This is a genomic window from Acidimicrobiia bacterium (genome assembly GCA_040289475.1).
Taxonomy (GTDB): Bacteria; Actinomycetota; Acidimicrobiia; order ATN3; family PSLF01; genus PSLF01.
The window spans coordinates 227,518-245,031 of sequence record PSLF01000001.1 but is presented as its reverse complement, the minus strand read 5'-3'; the positions used below and the strand labels follow the sequence as shown (position 1 = coordinate 245,031).

General features: G+C 57.5%; 11 protein-coding genes. 6 read left to right on the top strand and 5 right to left on the bottom strand.

Going from position 1 to position 17,514, the window contains the following annotated elements:
• Nucleotides 1-92: 92 nt before the first annotated feature.
• Both C4318_01090 and C4318_01085 read right to left on the bottom strand, forming a co-directional pair.
• Nucleotides 93-2,375, bottom strand: coding sequence for a hypothetical protein (locus C4318_01090; GenBank protein MER3453741.1), 2,283 nt, complete (start codon nucleotides 2,373-2,375; stop codon nucleotides 93-95).
• Nucleotides 2,365-3,324 carry a hypothetical protein gene (locus C4318_01085; protein MER3453740.1) on the bottom strand — a complete coding sequence of 320 codons (960 nt, stop codon included), beginning with the start codon at nucleotides 3,322-3,324 and terminating at the stop codon, nucleotides 2,365-2,367. The genes C4318_01090 and C4318_01085 overlap by 11 nt, the downstream gene beginning before the upstream one ends.
• A 183-nt stretch (nucleotides 3,325-3,507) precedes the next feature.
• Between C4318_01085 and C4318_01080 the strand changes: the two genes are divergently transcribed.
• The 3 genes from C4318_01080 (at nucleotide 3,508) to C4318_01070 (ending at nucleotide 7,100) form a co-directional block, all read left to right on the top strand.
• Nucleotides 3,508-4,602 carry a type IV pili twitching motility protein PilT gene (locus C4318_01080; GenBank protein MER3453739.1) on the top strand — a complete coding sequence of 365 codons (1,095 nt, stop codon included), beginning with the start codon at nucleotides 3,508-3,510 and terminating at the stop codon, nucleotides 4,600-4,602.
• 218 nt (nucleotides 4,603-4,820) lie between these two features.
• Nucleotides 4,821-5,543 carry a hypothetical protein gene (locus tag C4318_01075; GenBank protein ID MER3453738.1) on the top strand — a complete coding sequence of 241 codons (723 nt, stop codon included), beginning with the start codon at nucleotides 4,821-4,823 and terminating at the stop codon, nucleotides 5,541-5,543.
• Nucleotides 5,544-5,702: 159 nt separating this feature from the next.
• Entirely contained in the window at nucleotides 5,703-7,100 is a 1,398-nt protein-coding gene (locus C4318_01070) for a CCA tRNA nucleotidyltransferase (protein MER3453737.1), read from the top strand.
• A 69-nt stretch (nucleotides 7,101-7,169) separates the two neighbouring features.
• Here the strand turns inward: C4318_01070 and C4318_01065 are convergent, their stop codons facing one another.
• On the bottom strand, nucleotides 7,170-7,931 hold the full coding sequence (locus C4318_01065; GenBank protein ID MER3453736.1) for a hypothetical protein: 762 nt from the start codon (nucleotides 7,929-7,931) through the stop codon (nucleotides 7,170-7,172).
• 69 nt (nucleotides 7,932-8,000) lie between these two features.
• Between C4318_01065 and C4318_01060 the strand changes: the two genes are divergently transcribed.
• Nucleotides 8,001-11,924: a hypothetical protein gene (locus C4318_01060; GenBank protein ID MER3453735.1), complete on the top strand. Its 3,924-nt coding sequence runs from the start codon at nucleotides 8,001-8,003 to the stop codon at nucleotides 11,922-11,924.
• Nucleotides 11,925-12,020: 96 nt separating this feature from the next.
• Here C4318_01060 and C4318_01055 read toward each other — a convergent pair whose 3' ends face one another.
• Both C4318_01055 and C4318_01050 read right to left on the bottom strand, forming a co-directional pair.
• On the bottom strand, nucleotides 12,021-12,920 hold the full coding sequence (locus tag C4318_01055) for a hypothetical protein (GenBank protein MER3453734.1): 900 nt from the start codon (nucleotides 12,918-12,920) through the stop codon (nucleotides 12,021-12,023).
• Between the two features lie 51 nt (nucleotides 12,921-12,971).
• Nucleotides 12,972-14,093 (bottom strand): inositol-3-phosphate synthase, encoded by a 1,122-nt coding sequence (locus C4318_01050; protein ID MER3453733.1) that lies wholly within the window; start codon nucleotides 14,091-14,093, stop codon nucleotides 12,972-12,974.
• Between the two features lie 430 nt (nucleotides 14,094-14,523).
• Here C4318_01050 and C4318_01045 point away from each other — a divergent pair, with 430 nt between their 5' ends.
• Nucleotides 14,524-14,940 (top strand): hypothetical protein, encoded by a 417-nt coding sequence (locus tag C4318_01045; protein MER3453732.1) that lies wholly within the window; start codon nucleotides 14,524-14,526, stop codon nucleotides 14,938-14,940.
• A 50-nt stretch (nucleotides 14,941-14,990) separates the two neighbouring features.
• Complete coding sequence (locus tag C4318_01040; GenBank protein MER3453731.1) at nucleotides 14,991-17,438, top strand: penicillin-binding protein; 2,448 nt, start codon at nucleotides 14,991-14,993, stop codon at nucleotides 17,436-17,438.
• Nucleotides 17,439-17,514: the final 76 nt, after the last annotated feature.

Sequence of the window (17,514 nt, the reverse complement as noted above, 5' to 3'; positions counted from 1 at the left end):
GACAGCGGAGTACCGGACCCGGTAAATACTAACCCGCGCAGAGAGGAAGAGGGTTTATCTCCCGCCGTCGATAGCGCGGTTATCGTGTCAAATTATGTTTGGCTCTGGGCATCAGATGCCACATCCCCTTTGCGTCGCCGACGAATGGTGTCGCTAGCCCACCAGTAGGCGAGCACGAATAGGGCGCCGGCCCCAAGAGCCAAGGCGAGGGGCCCGACCCGCATGAAACGCACCCCCAGTCGTTGGGAGGCTAGGACAAGTTTGCCGTCCGGAGAGGAAACGGAAACGTGCAACGGAAATGCTCCCGTTGACTCCGCTTCGACAGGAATATTGACTGTGAAGCCTCCAGGAGGCACGGTGACCGGCGACATCGTCTCCCCCTTGAGAAAAACAAGCTTGTCGCTGCTGAGTGATATGGCGACGTCCACGGGCTGATCCAGAGCGTTTTCGATGCGCAAAGGAATGAGAGACGATTGAGCTGTGAGGGTGATGCCCGCGGTAGGGGGGATGGAGATCTTTGATGCTATCGCTCTAACGAAACGATCGACTTCGAGATAACCAGCGTCGAAAGCCGGCTCTCCAGCCTCCGGCGAGGAGTCCGGATCCCGTGCGAGGGCGACGGAGGGTGCGAGATCTAGTGCTCGGGTTGCATCGATCACCAATGGGCTGGTCGCACCCGCCATCGATCGGAGCCCTTCGACTGCCAATGTTGCATTGGTGACAGATGGAACCAGCGACTGCCGGCCGTCGCTGCTGCGAGAGCGAACCTGAGATATGGCCCGCCCTTTCTTCGGGCCAATTGCAAGCGGAACTTTTTCGAAGAGGTCGCTGACGGGAACGACCGTCAAAAACGGAGACTGGGTGAGCATAGAGACGAATGCCTCGAGGCCCAGGGGGTCTGGATTCCAGCGAAACGGAGGGAGTAGGAGCACACCCTTTGGGGTGGAGGAATCCAGTGCTATCGTGGTTAGGGTGGCGGCAACTGCAGCAGGCGAAAGACGCGGCGTTTTCATGTCCAAAGCTGCAAGGGCGGGAGAAATTTCGTCTAGCGCCGCATAGACCGGGAGAACCGAACCGTCACCGATATCGGCCAGCACCGGTTGAGTTCTTGGGGGGCGGGTTTTCTCGCCGAAGTCGGTAGACCTCATAAGCGCCGCCCCGAATCCCGCGTCCGGCACGCGCCTGAGCGAAGCTAGGTCGAATCCATCTAGGGGAGGAAGGGCAACCTCGGTAGTTCCACTCCTGGAGGTGACATCCTCGAGGACGCGGCGTCCGAGCTCCCACTGCCTGGCGAGTTCCGCTTGGAGCGCCTGACTCGAGTAGAACGGAGCCGTCAGGAAGCAGAACGGGGAAGAGAGAACTTCGTTTTTTGAATCTCGAGCAGCAGCGACCGCGTAATCGAGAGTCGCTTTAGATAGGGCGGAGTCAACGGAGGAGGCGTCTCGTGCCGACGCCAAGCCTGCAAGCTCGCTAATGGTGGATGGCTGAAAGGCGAGAGATAGGGGCAAATCGGTAGCGGATCCGTAGATCTTTGCCAGGCGTGCCAGTCGGGACATTTCCTCACGGGAGAAGGGCGCGTCACGGCCTGTACCGCGGTCTAGGGCCGGCGATGAGCTATCGGATGCCGAGAAGCGCTTGTCTAGCGAGCTCGCCAGCGGGGGAGCGGCTAGGGGGGCAACCAGCCCGACGTAGAGCCTCGGGGACGGCTTACCGTATGAGAATTCAACGAAGGTCTCAGCCGTAGCGACAGGTACGTCGTCTCGCGGTGATGAGAAGACGGCGATCTTGAGTAGATAAACCCCCGTGTTGGGAAAAGTAATCGACTTCTCTTCTGCAGACGCTACGTTGGCTTTGGCTCGAAAAGAAACAGGAACAGTTACTGAGTGCTCCTGCCCGTTCATAGAGGACGGAATAGCCAGGGAGTGACGTGCGACCCTGTGAGAGGTGACAGTCTCTTTGCCCTCTAACACCGCGTGCAAAGCGGAGGGCGACTGAATTGGTGCACTCAGAAGAAGATCAGCTGTTGCAGTATCGGAGAGGAAGCGACGGTCGCGAATTTTAAGAAGTGCGTCGACAAAAACATCCGATCCCGGAAAGACCGAAAACGATTGAGCAGTTATTTCCAGCTGTACAGCGGGTGCAGACTCGGAAAAAGCACTACCTTGGACAATTTCGGTAAACACGGGAGAGTCGGGCGTTTCTCGGTACAGCACCGCTGGTGCGTGAGCACGCGGAACTCTCTCGTGCTCCAGCTTCGACGCAGCCGCGGCGGGCACAGCTCCCCTGCCTACCGCGTGAGCTAAAGCCAGAAAAATGACTAGAACAAGCAGTCCGAAGCGCTTAGACGCGGGGAAAACTCGATAGCTAGGAGTCATCGTCATCGTTAACTCCGGGCATGGTGGCCGGCTTGGGGGCAGATCGAGGTTCTCGAGAGATCGACGATGTCGTGAACTGTCTTTTTAGTACGAGAAGCGGCGTGGGATGTCTCCTGAACCCGAGGGATTCGTATAGCGAGAGGGCGCGCTCGTTGCGAACAGGCGTGTTTACCCACATTATCGCAGCCAGGCGGCGCTTGGCCCGAGCCAGGGCAGCCACTGCGATGCTAGTGCCGATGCCGTTTCCCTCGAGCGCCGGATCCACGGCTAGGCGCTGGAGATAGGCTGTTCGTTTGTAATACCCGACTATCGCATAAGCGACGACGTTTCCAGCAAAAGAGGTATCGAAAAGGGAAATTGTGCCGTCAGCTAAATCTTTCTGAGAGAAAGCAGCTGACTTATCTGTGGGCGACGAAGTTTCGCCGCGTTGGGCCACACACCTAGCAACGAGAACGGAGGCTGTATGGGTGGACCGTACAGCCTCCCATAGACCGCGGGAATCTAGAGACCAGAACCCGTCAAAGGCCCGTCTGTCGAGGACGGCGAGCTCCTCGTAGCAGGAGGGATCCGCGCTGGAATCTACGAAAGCTATCTCTATTGGAACCTTAGGCCTTTTTGCAGCCGGTAATCGCGATACCAGGCCTAGACGACGACTCAAAACGACGAGCTCTTCTGTAACGGTAAAACCCGCTGTTAGAAACAGAGCTGCCATGGCCGGGTGTAAGGCCTCGGTGTAGAGGGTATCGATTCCAGCCTGGGCTGCTACAGCCAACGCTTGCTCGAGCATAGAGGGGCTGGGAAGCGCCGTGGATCTGGATGCGATAACGGGGCGCGCGCCACTCGGGCCGTACCAGAATCTAAGTTCGAGCACGGATTTTCCCTTGCGGAAGAGGACCATTGGCTGCCGTTTGGACTCTTCGGGGGGTGTGGATTGTTCCGGTGATACCATGAATCCAGGATTTACTCTCGCAGTAGCCGCCCGGCTAAAGCTAGCTTTTTCGAACTGTTAGTTCGCAAAAGAAGACATCTTTTACCGGCGACCCTAGCTAAGGTATCAACCTTTAGCCCCGGGGCGCCGATAAGCGAGATTGGTCCGGTAGCGGCAGACGATACCCGAGAAAGGGGCGGAGCAATGGCCCAGCTCGACCTCGATGACCTCCTACGTGTCGTAGTGGAAGTACGAGCCTCGGACTTGCACCTCAAGGCAGGTTCACCTCCCATAGTACGCATAGACGGACAGCTCACTGTGTTGGACGACAGGCCACCGCTAACCCCTCAAGAGCTAGAAGAGATCGCCTACCGGATTATGCCCGCAAACCGGGCTGACGAATTCACCAAGATCAATGAGGCCGACTTTGCATACGCCCTGTCGGGGGTCGGCAGGTTCAGGGTGAATGTATTTCGCCAACGAGGGTCAGTCGGGTTGGTCTTGCGACGCGTATTGCCAGGTGCCCCGCCCTTTGAAACCCTGGGTCTGCCCCCAGTGGTGAGGAGGCTTGCCGAAGAGCCAAGGGGACTAGTGCTTGTTACTGGACCCACCGGCTCTGGAAAGACCACCACGATCGCGGCGATGATCGATCACATCAATTCGACGAAGCGAGTGAATATCGTCACCATCGAGGACCCGATCGAGATTCTTCATCCTGACAAGATGGCAATTGTCAACCAACGCGAGGTCGGCACGGACACGGAGGACTTTAGGCAAGCAATGAAGAGAGTCCTCCGCCAGGACCCGGATGTGATCTTCGTTGGCGAGATGCGCGACCCCGAGACGGTATGGGCGGCTTTGGCGGCAGCCGAGACGGGCCACTTCGTTCTGTCGACTCTTCACACTACCGACGCCACAGAAACCATAAACCGGATAATCGACTTTTTCCCGCCGCATCAGCAAAAGCAGATTCGGCACTCGCTGGCAGGCGCGTTGAAAGGAATAATAAGCCAACGGCTTCTAGAGAGAGCCGATGGCTCGGGTAGGATCCCAGCGGTCGAGGTGCTCGTTATGACGGGCCGCGTCTTCGACAAGATCGTGAAACCGGAGGAGACCCACCAGATACCTGAGATCATCGCCGAGGGCGAATACTACGGTATGCAAACGTTCGATCAGTCTCTGTTCAACCTGTACAAGAACGGACTTGTGTCGCTGAGAGATGCAATGACCTCCGCGACTAACCCGCACGATTTCCGAATCATGCTCCAGCAGGCAGGGCTATTAGCTCCGACCGGCTAGATACACGGGGGCGGGCCGTAAGGATCGGTGGCGGAAGGTTGGTTTCGGCATCTTTTGATGTAGTTGAAAGGGGAGTAGTTTTCGTATAGCCTGCTAGTGAAGAAATGTCGCACGCGCGCTCTCGCCGAGGCATTGCCTCTTAGGGGCCTGGGACATCGCTTCGGTGTCGATTGTTCGCACGACTCAGTAACGCTCCCTCGATCGAAAAGGAGATTACGATGGGCGCTCCTCAATACGGAACTCCTCCCCCCGGCTATGGCGGTCCGCCGCAAGGATATCCTGCCCCGCCCCCTGCCTATGGTGGCCCAGGGGGGTACGGAGGCGCAATGGTCGCGCTTCCTAATGCGGACGTCGGCAAGCGGATTGTCGCAGGGCTGATTGACTGGGCGATCTCAGTCGGTATCTACCTGGTTATAGGAGTCATCGTTGCGATTCCTTTGGCGGTGCTGCGTCTTTCACCTCTGATACCGTTCCTGTGGCTCATTGGCCTGGCCGCTGGCTTTTTGTACAAGCCGTACTTTGAGGCAACGAAGGACGGCCAGACCATAGGAAAAAAGTTTCAGGGAATCAAAGTGATCAAGCAAGATGGGTCGCCGTGCGACTGGGGGGCTGCGATACTGCGTCAGCTTTTATTTTCGCTACTGGGTGTAATCGAGCTGATCGTGCTATTGGTACAACAAGATCGGTTGCGATTGGGCGACATGGTAGCAAAGACCCGGGTAGTCGATGTGTCCGGGGTAGTGGGGACTGGTATGGGCTACGTCCAGGCAGGGTACACAGCGCCACCACAGCCGCAACCTCCGATGCCCCAAGCCCCCCCTTCCGCGCCTCAAGCGGCTATGCCCTCCCAATTTCCCCAGGTTCCACCTCCACAAGCGCCACCGCCCCAGGTTCCACCTCCACAAGCGCCACCGCCCCAGGTTCCACCTCCACAAGGCTAGGGCAAGCTGTTCGTATGTTGGTTTACGGGGCCGGAAAGCTTTTTTCCCGGCCCCGTACCGTCTTTCTTGTATTAGGGATAGGGACATAGCGCTCTCGAGCGAGGACCGTCGTAAACTCGAGCAGTTTCCTTAAGGCGAAGTCGCTAAGGTGCAGATCGAATGAACCACAGCGTCTTTGCCCGACTCGAGTCTTTGATGAACGAGCGCATCAAAGCGCTCGTGTCGGCGTTTGTCGACTCTGGCTATCAGCTATATCTCGTGGGCGGCACTGTGCGAGACCTGTTTCTAGGGCGCGCTCAGACCGATATTGACTTTGCGACGGATGCGCTTCCCGATGAGATTGAGAAGATTGGCCGAAACTTCGGACCGGTGTGGCTGGCGGGAAAAGAATTTGGCACCATAGGCCTCGACCTTGGTGGGACCAAGGTGGAGATAACGACTTTTAGGTCGGACGTTTACCCGAGGGACTCGCGCAAGCCACAGGTGTCGTTCGGTAAATCCATTGAGGAAGATTTGAAGCGCCGGGATTTCACCATAAATGCCATGGCCATTTCTTTGCCTTCCTTGAAACTTGTCGATCCCTGGGGCGGAGCTTCGGATCTGCACAACAAAAGGCTGCGGACGCCGACCCGACCAGAGCAAGCCTTCGATGAAGACCCGTTACGCATGCTGAGAGTGGCGCGATTCGTTTCCCAACTTGGTTTTCGTCCCGACAAGCGGGTTGTGGAGGCAATGGCTCAGATGCGCAGGCGCTTGGCCATAGTATCGAAAGAAAGGATTCGGGACGAGTTCTCCAAGCTGCTGGTGGGTGATCACGTGACGCAGGGCCTGTGGCTGTTGGTCGACACCAAGCTGGCAGAGGAATTCATTCCCGAGATTCCAGCACTCCGCCTAGAACAGGATCCTATTCACCGACACAAAGACGTTCTTTCGCACACAGTGGCGGTGACAGCAAAAGTTTCTCCCCGCTTGAGGCTTCGGCTCGCAGCTCTATTTCACGATGTAGGCAAGCCGGCGACGCGGTCGTACGAGAAGGGTAAGGTGACCTTCCACCATCACGAAGTGGTGGGGGCACGAATAACCGAGACTCGGCTTCGGGAGTTGAGGTATCCCCAAGCGTTAGTCGAAGAGGTACGGACTCTTGTCTATCTACATCTGCGCTTCCACACCTACGCGATGGGATGGACCGATCGAGCGGTAAGACGGTATGTACGAGATGCCGGCCCGCTTCTAGAGGATCTCAACGAGTTGGTACGGTGTGACTGCACAACCCGCAATCCACGTAAGGCCGAGGAGCTGGCCAGGCGCATGGATCAACTAGAGCAGCGGATAGCGGAGCTTCGTGAGAAAGAGGAGCTGGCTAAAATCAAGCCGCCGCTAGATGGCAACAGGGTCATGGAATTCCTGGGAATTCCCCCCGGGCCCCAGGTGGGAGAGGCGCTGGAGTACCTGCTCGAGCTGAGGCTGGACCACGGCCCCATCTCCGAAGAGGAGGCTTACAAAAGGCTGGCCGAGTGGGCCCAAAGCAAGGGGCTGGAAGTGGCGGGTCGACAGTGATTTGCAGCCGCAATGAAAGGTGCTTGCCAATAGGAGGGGTCAGCCGAAGAACTTGTTGCCCCCGCCAGTTCACAGCCCGCATTTGACTAGAAGAACTGGGGGGAGGTTCCGAGCTAGCTCGGGTGCGTACACCTTGTACCACGGATCCGTTGGCGGTGCGATCGCCGGGAGCTCGAAAAGATGATGGACGGTGAACCCCTCCTTCATCAACGATGAGACGGTCCCTCCAATCGTGTAGCTGTAGAACTCTGTTGTAGATGCGGGATCTCCAGGTATCAACTGCCTGGGCGCGCTGTATCCGTCTCTGTAGGGACGAGACAGCGCTCCGGTCGTTTGATCCAGGCACGACCATATTGGATGCTCGACGCTTAGTACGAAAATCCCGCTAGGGGCTAGGACCCGCGAGACTGCCCGGAACACCCGAGACCACTCCTGGGTGAAGTTGAGGGACCATGCGGACACCACAATGTCTATGGAGTCAGCGGGAATGAAAATCAGTTCTGACAGACCGGCTTGGCGGAACTCCACTCGTGCTTCTTCGCGCTCAGCCAGCCGCCTGGCAATCTGCAAACGCTGTGCGGAAAAGTCGACTGCTATGACGTGTGCACCTGATTTCGCAAGCGCGATAGATCCGAAGCCGGCCCCGCAGCCTAGGTCGAGGATGCGTTTCCCGGTAACAGATCCCAGGAGCTTCAGATCATTTTCACCAGCTACGAGTGGACCGTAACTCAATCTTTGAGGAGCGGGAGGGAAGGCACGGTAAAAGTCCGGGGCTATCGAGTCCCAGGTAGTAACTGGATCTGTAGAAGGGGAAGAGATTGGATCGGCCATGATCTCTCCTAGAAATTCGTGTTACACGCGCCTTTAGGATTGTGTCACAGAGGTTCTGTATGGTGAGGGATGCCCTGCTATTCCTCGGTCGATCCCGCTCTGAGCGGAGCTCGTGTACGAGACAGGATTTCAAGCAAGTTTTTGGAGGTCATTGTGGCCTGCCCTTCGTGTGGAGCTAGGCTTACGCCCAACGCACGCTTTTGTACCGAGTGCGGACTTCCGCTAGGAAACCGCTGCGGAATGTGCGGCGCGCCATACCCTTTGGGCGCCCGGTTCTGCCCTTCCTGCGGCGCGCGGGTGTCGGCAGGATCACGGCGTCTGCCTCGTCGCTTAGGACAACGTGTTCGCGGCGGTTCGAATCCGTCTGTCGCCCCGAGCGAGGAAGTTGTCCAAGAGGGAAGAGGCAGCAGCCATGTTTTATCGGCGGAGGAGGAGGCTACCCGAGAGGATCCTCGTGTTGGGAGCGAGGCATCTTCCCCCCTATCTAGGGACGAGCGGCGTCTGGTGACCGTGGTCTTTGCAGACATCAGCGGCTTTACCTCGCTGGCAGAACGGCACGACGCAGAGTCGGTAAAAGAGTCGGTGGACCGCCTGCTCAGAACCCTTGCTGATGTCGTCGAGTCGTACGGAGGTACCGTGGACAAGTTCATCGGCGACAACATCATGGCAGTATTTGGGGCTCCTCTTGCGCACGAGGACGACACTGAGCGGGCAGTGCGGGCTGCTCTTGCGATGCGAGAGCAGGTCGCGACGTACAACCGAGAGAATGCGCAACGGGAAGGTGGGGGTATAGGATTCGACATCAGGATTGGCGTCAACACTGGCGAAGTTGTTGCCGGCAGACTCGGGGGCGAAGGGGCCGCTGAGTATACGGTGATCGGCGATGCAGTAAATGTCGCAGCACGGCTTCAGCAAGCAGCTCGTCCAGGCGAGATCTTGGTAGGCTCAGAGACCAAGGAGCTGTGCTCTCCCCTTTTGGAATTTTCCAAGCCGCGCAAAATAACTGCGAAAGGGAAATCCAAGCCCGTAGTTGCCTACTCCCTCGAAGCTGCTTTAGGCCCTCCGGGCATTTCCGGTAGGGAAATTGAGAAAGCGCGAGGTATTCACAGCCCTTTTCTTGGCCGCTCCGAAGAGCTTCAGGCGGTGAGAATTCTGGCACGAGTTGCCGCGGATCTCAAGCGTCCGTACCTGATCACAATCGTAGGCGAGCCCGGTATAGGAAAAACTCGCTTGGTAGAAGAGGCTGTCGACAGCCTGGAAAAGGAAGGTTTTGTCGCGGTGTGGGGGAGAACGCTGCCCTACGGCTCCACCTCGACGCTGTATCCGCTCGTGGAGATGGCTCGCCAGCTGTGCGGGATTAACGATGCCGACCCAACCGAAGTTGTAAAAGAGAAGGTCACAAAGACGACGGCGGCCATTTTCGACTCTGCCCCGGCTCCCTCTAGGGGTTTGCAGAGGCGGATCTTAGAGGCTATGGGGCTAGAAGAGGGTGAAGAGGAAGAGGCTACTCGCGACGTTGCGGCCCCCCTAGTTGCTCTGTTTCAAGCAGCCTCACAGAGGTTTCCGTTGATTCTCGTGTTCGACGACGTTCATTGGGCAGAGGATGAGCTCCTCGATGTCATCGACCGCGCCAGTCGGGATTCAGCGTCGGGGGCGCTCGTCGTGTGCGCGATAGCGCGACCGGAGCTGCTCGACCGCAGGCCATCCTGGGGCGGAGGAAAAAGGCAGTCGCACACTACCGAAATCGGCTCTCTTCCCGAGCAGGTTTCGGCCCAGCTGACTCGAGAGCTGTTTGCTCCCGCTCAGGTCAGCCAAGACGTCGTAGATCTTGTAGTGCGAAGGGCGGGAGGTAACCCTCTGTTTATATCCGAGCTTGTCGCATACCTACGCGGCCAAGGGCTTCGGCGAGGAGAGCAAAAAGTTCTTGAGCTAGAGGAGTCTTCCTCCGATGCGCTGCCCCTAACGCTCAGATCGGTCATCGGAGCTCGACTGGACGCCCTCAGTCCTAAGCTGAGGGACTTGCTCCAAGTTGCATCGGTAATAGGCGACAGATTTTCGGCTGAAGCGTTGTCGGCTGTGTCGGGTGTCGACAAAGAATCCGTCATGGTAGGGCTAGCCCAGTTAGAGGCAGAGGGACTCGTTGTCGAGGAGAAATCTGGTGTCGGGGTACGGGGGAGTTTTCGGTTCAAGCACGGCTTGGTTCGGGAGACTGCTTACAGACTACTTCCCAAGAGCGCAAGATCGAGGTTGCACTCGCGCGTCGGCGAATGGATGGAAAATACATGGCAGCCCATATCTACTCGGGACTTGACCGAGGGAGGATCCGAACTATCCGCGCAAGCGGTTTACAACCTGTCCGGCGAGGAGATTGCCTATCACTACGAAGAGGCCGCAAAACTGGCCGGGCCGGGCGAGCAAAGGAGGGCACGCAAGCGCGCCTTCGATTTCCTGGTAAAGATGGCCCACAGGGCTTCGGGTATGACTTTATACAGAGAAGCAGAAAGGCTTTATCGTCGCGCTCACGGGCTTATGCCGCCAACAGCTACCTCAATGGAGGGGTTGGCGTGGGTCCTTTTTGGTCTAGGGAAGCTGAGCGAAGCCGAAGAGGTTGTCGAGTCCGCGGCCGAGCTAGCGCGCGCCGAGGGAGATCTTGCTAGCGAGGCTCGTTGCCTTCTCACGCTCGCACATATCCAGCAAAGAAAGGGCGATCTGGCAGGCGGGGTACAGCTCGCAGAGGAGGCTGGCGCAATTTGGGAGAGAGCGGGCGAAGCGGGAGGGGTAGTAAAGGCGGAGATAGCGCAGGCCGAGTTGCTCGTAATGGGCGGTGCTCCTCGCCGGGGAGTGCAGCGAGCACTCGAGGCGGCTTCAAAGGCTAGAGAGATCGGGAGCGAATATCTAGAGTCGACCGCACTACAACTGGCCGGCGTGGGCCACTACTTACTGGGGGAACCGGTAGAAGCGCGGCGGCTTCTCGAGGACTCTCTGATGCTCGCCTCTGGGGCAGGAAGCATTCCAGCAGTAGGCGGTGCGATTGTCGCTCTTGGACTGCTGGATTACTGGGAGGGTTGTTTTGAAGAGGTAGCGGCGAGCGGGGAAAACCTAATGCGTCTTGCGCACGAAGCGGGAGAGGTAAGGGGAGAAGCTTTTGCTGCTGGTGTAGCGGGAGCTGCTTACTTCGAACTGGGCGAAGTCAGAAAAGCCGCTCAGCTTTCCGAACACACGCTGGAGCTTGCGGAGAAACTACAAGACCGGCTAGCCCAGGCTCTAGCGAGTCTCTATCTGGGGCGTGCAAAGGCTAGCCTTGGCCACGTCGAAGCCGGGGAATCGATTTTGTTGGATGCATACACGTGTGCCCGTTTTTCGGGAAACACTCCGCTTGCAGGGGGAGCCCTGGTCTACTTGTCGGACTTGGCACTCCAGACGGGTCGCCTCGACTTCGCAGCCCTCCGCCTACGAGAGGCATATCTTACGTTCGAAGATGCCCAAGCGCCGGGGAGCCCATGGAGGCTTGAGATGCTGAGGGTCGCGGCTAATTTGGCAGAGGCAGCCGGACAGACAGCGGAGGCCCAGGAACTCCGCGAGTCAGCTCTGGATGCTGTGGCTGGAGGGGTTGAAGAGAGAGCTACTGTCGCAAAACCCTTGCTGCTCGAGTATGCACGAGCCTTGGTGAAAATGGGCCGTCTCAACGAGGCTGAGGCTGCACTGGAGGAAGCAACTAGCTTGCCGACACAAGATGTATACAGCGAGGTAGTAGAGGGGATAGTACGCGGGGAGTTGGCGGCAGCCAGAGGTGCACCTGAAAAAGCAGAGGCCGCGCTTCAGGCGAGTTTTTCCACTGCGAGCGCCTCGGAAAACGTGTTTCTTGTGAGGTACGCAGGAATGGCGCTCGCGGAGTTCCATAAGTTGGCTGGGCACTTCGACAAAGCCACAGAAGTCGAGGAGGCGGTCCGAGAGGCCATCGAGGAAATCGAAGGGCTCGCGCAGACCGGGTAGCGGTAAGAAGTCTCCCGATGCACGATTATGTGACGGAGCAGAAGGACTGTAAGAAGCTGTCGCTAACCTGGGGTTTATTTGAATCATTAAATAGGTTCAAATCTCAGTGAATGTTATCTGCACGCCAGGAGCTTGTATGGGGCGGCTTTTTGTCGGTATCTCCCCGGACATTACCGCATTTCCTGGCTGGATGCGGCGGTCCGCAAGCTCTTTGAATGTCGCTACCGTGGTAAAGCTGTAACTTTGTCCGGGCTCCAGCGTGGGAATCGATGAAAGATTGAAATCTTGGCTAGCGGTAAATTGTCCAGCCGGAGTGGCGATTGTAGCTGACCATTTTTGGATCCCGAACTCCTCGAGCTTCTGGCGATCAAGCTTTGAGCTGGTCGTGTTGGCGAGAGTGACTCTCAAAGGCACCTGGGGGTCGGGAAGAAACGTGGGCGCTTTAGGAGATGCAGGAGCAATCAGATAGCTGGGAAGCTGAGTGACACCTTCCTTTAGAGACGGGGAGCTCTTGGCCTCGATCACGACAGGCTTGGCCGTCGAAGGTATTTGAATTGCTGCATCCGCAAGCGAGGGCACGACATCTCGCCCGAGTTTGATTGCACTTATGTAAACAAAGATTCGTTTGCCTGGAGATGGAAGTAGCTCCGGCTGAACGGCGAGGTCAGGGGGGGCGGGGAGGTAGAGGTCGACATTGCCCTCGCACCGATACTGATCGTATCCTAACAGGCTCCGCTCTATTTTGATGCCGACTCTGACAACGGACACGCTATCGACGGTTGTTTTCTGTGGAGGCTGAACGGGAGCAGCTATGGCGACTGTACCAGCCGATCCACGGGCTGCAACTTGGTCGGTCGGCAAGGATGACGGATTGGAGGGAAGCGCCGCGCACCCTCCGGAGGGCGCACCTGCAGGGGATCGTGTAAAGTCCAACCTTCCCTTGTAAACAAGCGCTGTCGCGAGCAGCAAAGCCCCAGCGGTAGCTATTCCGACCAAGGCCCTTCCTGCGGTGCGCGGCGCGCCGGCCGACACTGAGTCCCCGTTTTATTACTGCTGTGCCAGGAATTCGGTGAGGGCTGCTTGGGCTACGTCAGATACTTCCCCAGCAATAAACTCCTCGACCATCTGGCGAGCCTCGTCGTCGGAGAATTGAACCGGCGGGCTCTTCATGAAATAGGCACAGGGACCAATCAGAGGCCCGCCAACTCCCCTGTCCATGGCGAGCTTCGCGCAACGGATCGCGTCGATAACGACGCCGGCAGAGTTAGGGCTGTCCCACACCTCGAGCTTGAATTCGAGGCTTATGGGAGCGTCTCCGAACTCTCGGCCCTCTAAACGTATGTACGCCCACTTTCGATCATGAAGCCAGGGCACGTAGTCGGAGGGCCCGATGTGTACATTCTCGGGTTCGATACCCTGACGAAGCTGGCTGGTGACAGCATTGGTCTTCGAAATTTTCTTCGACTCGAGTCGCTCTCGCTCGAGCATGTTCTTGAAGTCCATGTTTCCGCCAACGTTAAGTTGCATTGTTCGGTCAAGGACCACCCCGCGGTCCTCGAAAAGCTTGGCCAAGACCCGGTGAGTAATCGTGGCGCCGACTTGACTTTTTATGTCGTCTCCGACGATGGGTAATCCGGCCTCGTAAAACTTTCTAGCCCATGAAGGATCCTTGGCGATAAAAACAGGCACGCAGTTCACAAAGGCAACGCCCGCCTCCAACGCAGCCTGAGCGTAGTACCGGGTTGCCTCTTCGGAGCCCACCGGTAGGTAGCTCACCAGCACGTCGGCGCCAGACTTGACCAAGACAGAGCTAACATCTATGGCTTCCGCTGGTGATTCTTCCACTGACTGTTTGTAGTACTTGCCAAAGCCGTCCAAGGTTGGCCCGCGCATGACCTCGACGCCGAGCTCGGGAACTTCAGCAAAGCGGAGAGTGTTATTGGGCGGGGCGAAGATGGCCTTGGCGAGGTCTACGCCTACCTTTGCCGCGTCCACGTCGAATGCGGCAACGAACTCAACGTCTCTTACGTGGTATCCGCCGAGCACTGTGTGCATTAGCCCAGGAACAAATTCGTCTGGTCGCGCGTCTTTGTAGTACTCGATACCTTGAACCAGAGCCGAGGCGCAGTTACCGACTCCGGCGATCGCAACCTTTACCTTTTTGCTCATTTTTTCACCTCCTGCAGGCTGTCGCCGCCCGGTCCTAGGACGTCACCATTGCCCGGCGGTGCGCTCAGGCTTTGCTTAGACAGCCCTGTTCGGCCTAGCACCTTCGATACTCCTGCTGGATCCCAGAAGCTACGGCGCGAGACCGGATCGGAGAAGGGCTGCAAACCACTGACTCGCAGACGTCGGTCTGACGCTACCCGATCGCCGCCTCGGTGAGGCCGGGAGAACGAACCACTGCTGGCGGCGCTAAGAGCTAGGCGCCGCGACCCAACTAGCACGTGGCTAGCAAGACCAACAATATAGCAGACAGTTATGTTTCCGCGTCCTTGCAAATGAACGAACGAGAGTGCCCAATCTCATGGCCAGCTGGGTTATCTTGGAAGGGATGGCATCTAGGTCGTGCAGACTGCTCGGCGGATAGAGCCTCGTGATGCTGGATCTGGGACGTGTCGATATGATCGGACGAGTCGTCGATTACACATTCGCAAAGAACGATGTTATAAGGCGCTTCAGGACAGGCCGCATCTCTAAAGCCGACATCTGCGATGCACACCCGGAGCTCGTCAGGGCGGCGTCTAGTTTAGGCTCCGATGCCTCTCAGCGATGCCCGGTGTGCAGGGAGCGAAAATTAAAGCGCGTCTCTTACGCCTTCGGTCCCAGCCTGAGGAGGTACAACGGAAGGATTTGCACGCCCGACAAGATGGAGTTCCTTATCAGCAAGCACGACGAGTTCGTCTGTTACGAAGTTGAAGTTTGCATTGGCTGCTACTGGAACCATCTTGTTCGGAGCTTTGTTACGGGCCGTGCCTACACTTCCAGGCGCAGTGCCGCAGAAGAAGCCCGGTAGCTCGGCTTAGGAGGCTGTCGGCGTGCGACTAGACGGCGTCCCCTGCTGACATGGCAAAGCGCCCGGCACAGCGGCGTTCCTTAGCAGATGCCGATATAAGTTCCGATCCACGTGTTCTTGGGGGGTCTCGAACGAGGAGATCCTCACAAGGCGGAGGATCTTCTGCAGAGAGTGAGCAAACGAAGCCGATTCGTACCGAGAGTAAAGGCAGCGGGGGAAGGCGCACTGCTCAACCTTCGAAACGTGCGGCATCTGCTCTTTTGGACGAGCGGAGCGATTCAGCCCAACGGAGAAATTCAAACGAAGTCACCAGAGAAAAAAGAAGCGCCCGACAAGTAAAGGACAAACAACGGTCTCGACTCACGTCTCGACCGTCAAAGGTTCGGTACCGAAAGAAGCGGATCCCGTTTCTACCTAGACTGAGATGGATTCTCCTCGCAACGTTGCTACTCGCGGTTATTGGGGTTCTGGGCTTGGCTTATATTCTGTCTCGAGTAGAGCTTCCACCCGACGTCGACGCCCCCCCGCAGACGACGTTCATTTACGACTCCTCGGGTGCTGAATTGGCCCAGCTTCATGCAGGCGAAAACAGAGTGATCGTTCCGCTGGACCGGATATCCGAGTCCTTCAAAAACGCTGTTATAGCGACCGAGGACCGCAATTTTTTCCACCACAGAGGCGTCGATTTACGCGGGGCAGCAAGAGCACTGTGGGCGGCTATCCGAAACCGTGAGGTCACTCAGGGGGGGAGCACGATAACTCAGCAGTATGTAAAGCTCGTTTACACAGGGGGCGAACGCACCCTAACACGAAAACTCAAAGAGGCAGCTCTCGCTGTCAAGCTTGAGCGTAGACACACTAAAGATGAAATTTTCTCGCTTTATTTGAACCGTATTTATTTCGGTAGAGGCGCCTACGGAGCACAAGCCGCCGCTCGCGTGTACTTCGGGAAGGACGCATCTCAGATCAATCCAGTTGAAGCAGCTGTTCTTGCGGGTCTGATACGGGCACCCGAGCTTGCCGACCCGCTAAAAGCCCCCGAGGCAGCTAAGGCTCGGCGAAACGCCTCGTTGGCAGCAATGGCAGAGCTAGGCTATATCTCAAAAGGTGACTATGAGTCGTGGTCTTCGTTGGGGTTCGAGCGTTGCGAGGCAGGCCAGGCTCCCTCGCAAGGGAAGCAGTGCGTCCTGCCGCCCCCAAGAGCGCAGTTGAGCGGCCCTCCGTCAGCTGCGTACTTTGTCGACTATGTAAGGCAGTACCTCATTTCTAAGTACACCTCAGAGAGGGTATTCAAAGGGGGTCTGAAGGTGTACACGACCCTCGATCCCGGGCTGCAGTCATACGCAAGGGAGGCGATCGACTCGGTACTGGATAAGCCAGGTGATCCTGAGGCGGCGATTGTGACGCTTGATTCCGAGGGCCGAATAGTTGCCATGATTGGGGGACGGGACTATCAAGCCAGCGAGGTAAACCTCGCTACGGGTGCAGCTGGAGGGGGTAGCGGTCGGCAGCCGGGATCGGCATTCAAGCCAATAACCCTCGCAGCCGCCATCGACAAAGGCATATCTCTCAAGTCGAGGTTCCCCGGCCCTGCTTCTATTACTCTCAAGCTACCCGGAGGCGGAACATGGGAGGTCAAGAACTACGGAGGAGCAGCTTACGGAACCGAAGACTTGGTAGTCGCGACCGCTAACTCAATCAACACTATCTATGCCCAGCTTCAGCTTGAGGTGGGCGCTGAGGCAACGGTCGAGATGGCCAAACGACTCGGAATCGAGGCGAAATTGCAGCCTACCCCCGCAATAGTGCTTGGTTCGGAGGAGGTGTCGCCTCTGGACATGGCCACAGCGTACTTGGTTTTCGCAAACCGGGGTTTGGCTACTTCCGCTCGTGCTGTCGACAAAGTGCTGGACTCTGAGGGAAACGTCTTGGAGGAGGCGTCTTCGCCGAAGCACCGTGTTCTCGAGGAAAACGAAGCTGACCAGGTGAACTTTGCACTACAGGCTGTGATTGCGAGAGGTACAGGAAAGGGCGCAGCCATTGGCCGTCCTGCCGCTGGGAAGACGGGAACTACGGAGGACTACGGGGACGCCTGGTTTGTCGGATACACTCCCCAGCAGTACTCCACCGCAATCTGGATGGGATTTCCCGAGGGTCGCGAACACAAAATGACCAATGTTCACGGAAGGGCCGTTGCTGGGGGCACGTTTCCTGCGAGCATCTGGGCTCGGTACATGAAAAAGGCCTTGGAGGGAAAGAAGGCCACATCATTCGTGACACCTAAGTTCACGGGGAGAATCGTTGGGGCCACATCCGATCCGTGTCTAGACCCGCGTTCATCGCCTATTGCGGAAATAGACACTCCCGCTTGTCCCACTCCTACCCCTTCGCCCCAGCCGAGCCCTGCTGAGGCGGTGCCGAGTCCGTCACCCACGCCTTCTCCTAGACGGTCTCCAAGCCCATCTGCCTCGCCGTCACCGAGTTCCAGTTCCACTTGATGGAGGGAGAGCTCTGCAGGGACTTGTTGGAGGAAGTGATCACGACGGTCGCGATCGGGTAGCTTTATCCGAGCGA

Bases quoted from the DNA above. Each gene is read 5' to 3' on its own strand.
- C4318_01070 (MER3453737.1), top strand. From the start codon at position 5,703: ATGAACCACAGCGTCTTTGCCCGACTCGAGTCTTTGATGAACGAGCGC.
- C4318_01040 (MER3453731.1), top strand. From the start codon at position 14,991: ATGGCAAAGCGCCCGGCACAGCGGCGTTCCTTAGCAGATGCCGATATA.
- C4318_01050 (MER3453733.1), bottom strand. From the start codon at position 14,093: ATGAGCAAAAAGGTAAAGGTTGCGATCGCCGGAGTCGGTAACTGCGCC.
- C4318_01085 (MER3453740.1), bottom strand. From the start codon at position 3,324: ATGGTATCACCGGAACAATCCACACCCCCCGAAGAGTCCAAACGGCAG.
- C4318_01080 (MER3453739.1), top strand. From the start codon at position 3,508: ATGGCCCAGCTCGACCTCGATGACCTCCTACGTGTCGTAGTGGAAGTA.
- C4318_01045 (MER3453732.1), top strand. From the start codon at position 14,524: ATGCTGGATCTGGGACGTGTCGATATGATCGGACGAGTCGTCGATTAC.
- C4318_01090 (MER3453741.1), bottom strand. From the start codon at position 2,375: ATGACTCCTAGCTATCGAGTTTTCCCCGCGTCTAAGCGCTTCGGACTG.
- C4318_01065 (MER3453736.1), bottom strand. From the start codon at position 7,931: ATGGCCGATCCAATCTCTTCCCCTTCTACAGATCCAGTTACTACCTGG.
- C4318_01060 (MER3453735.1), top strand. From the start codon at position 8,001: ATGCCCTGCTATTCCTCGGTCGATCCCGCTCTGAGCGGAGCTCGTGTA.
- C4318_01075 (MER3453738.1), top strand. From the start codon at position 4,821: ATGGGCGCTCCTCAATACGGAACTCCTCCCCCCGGCTATGGCGGTCCG.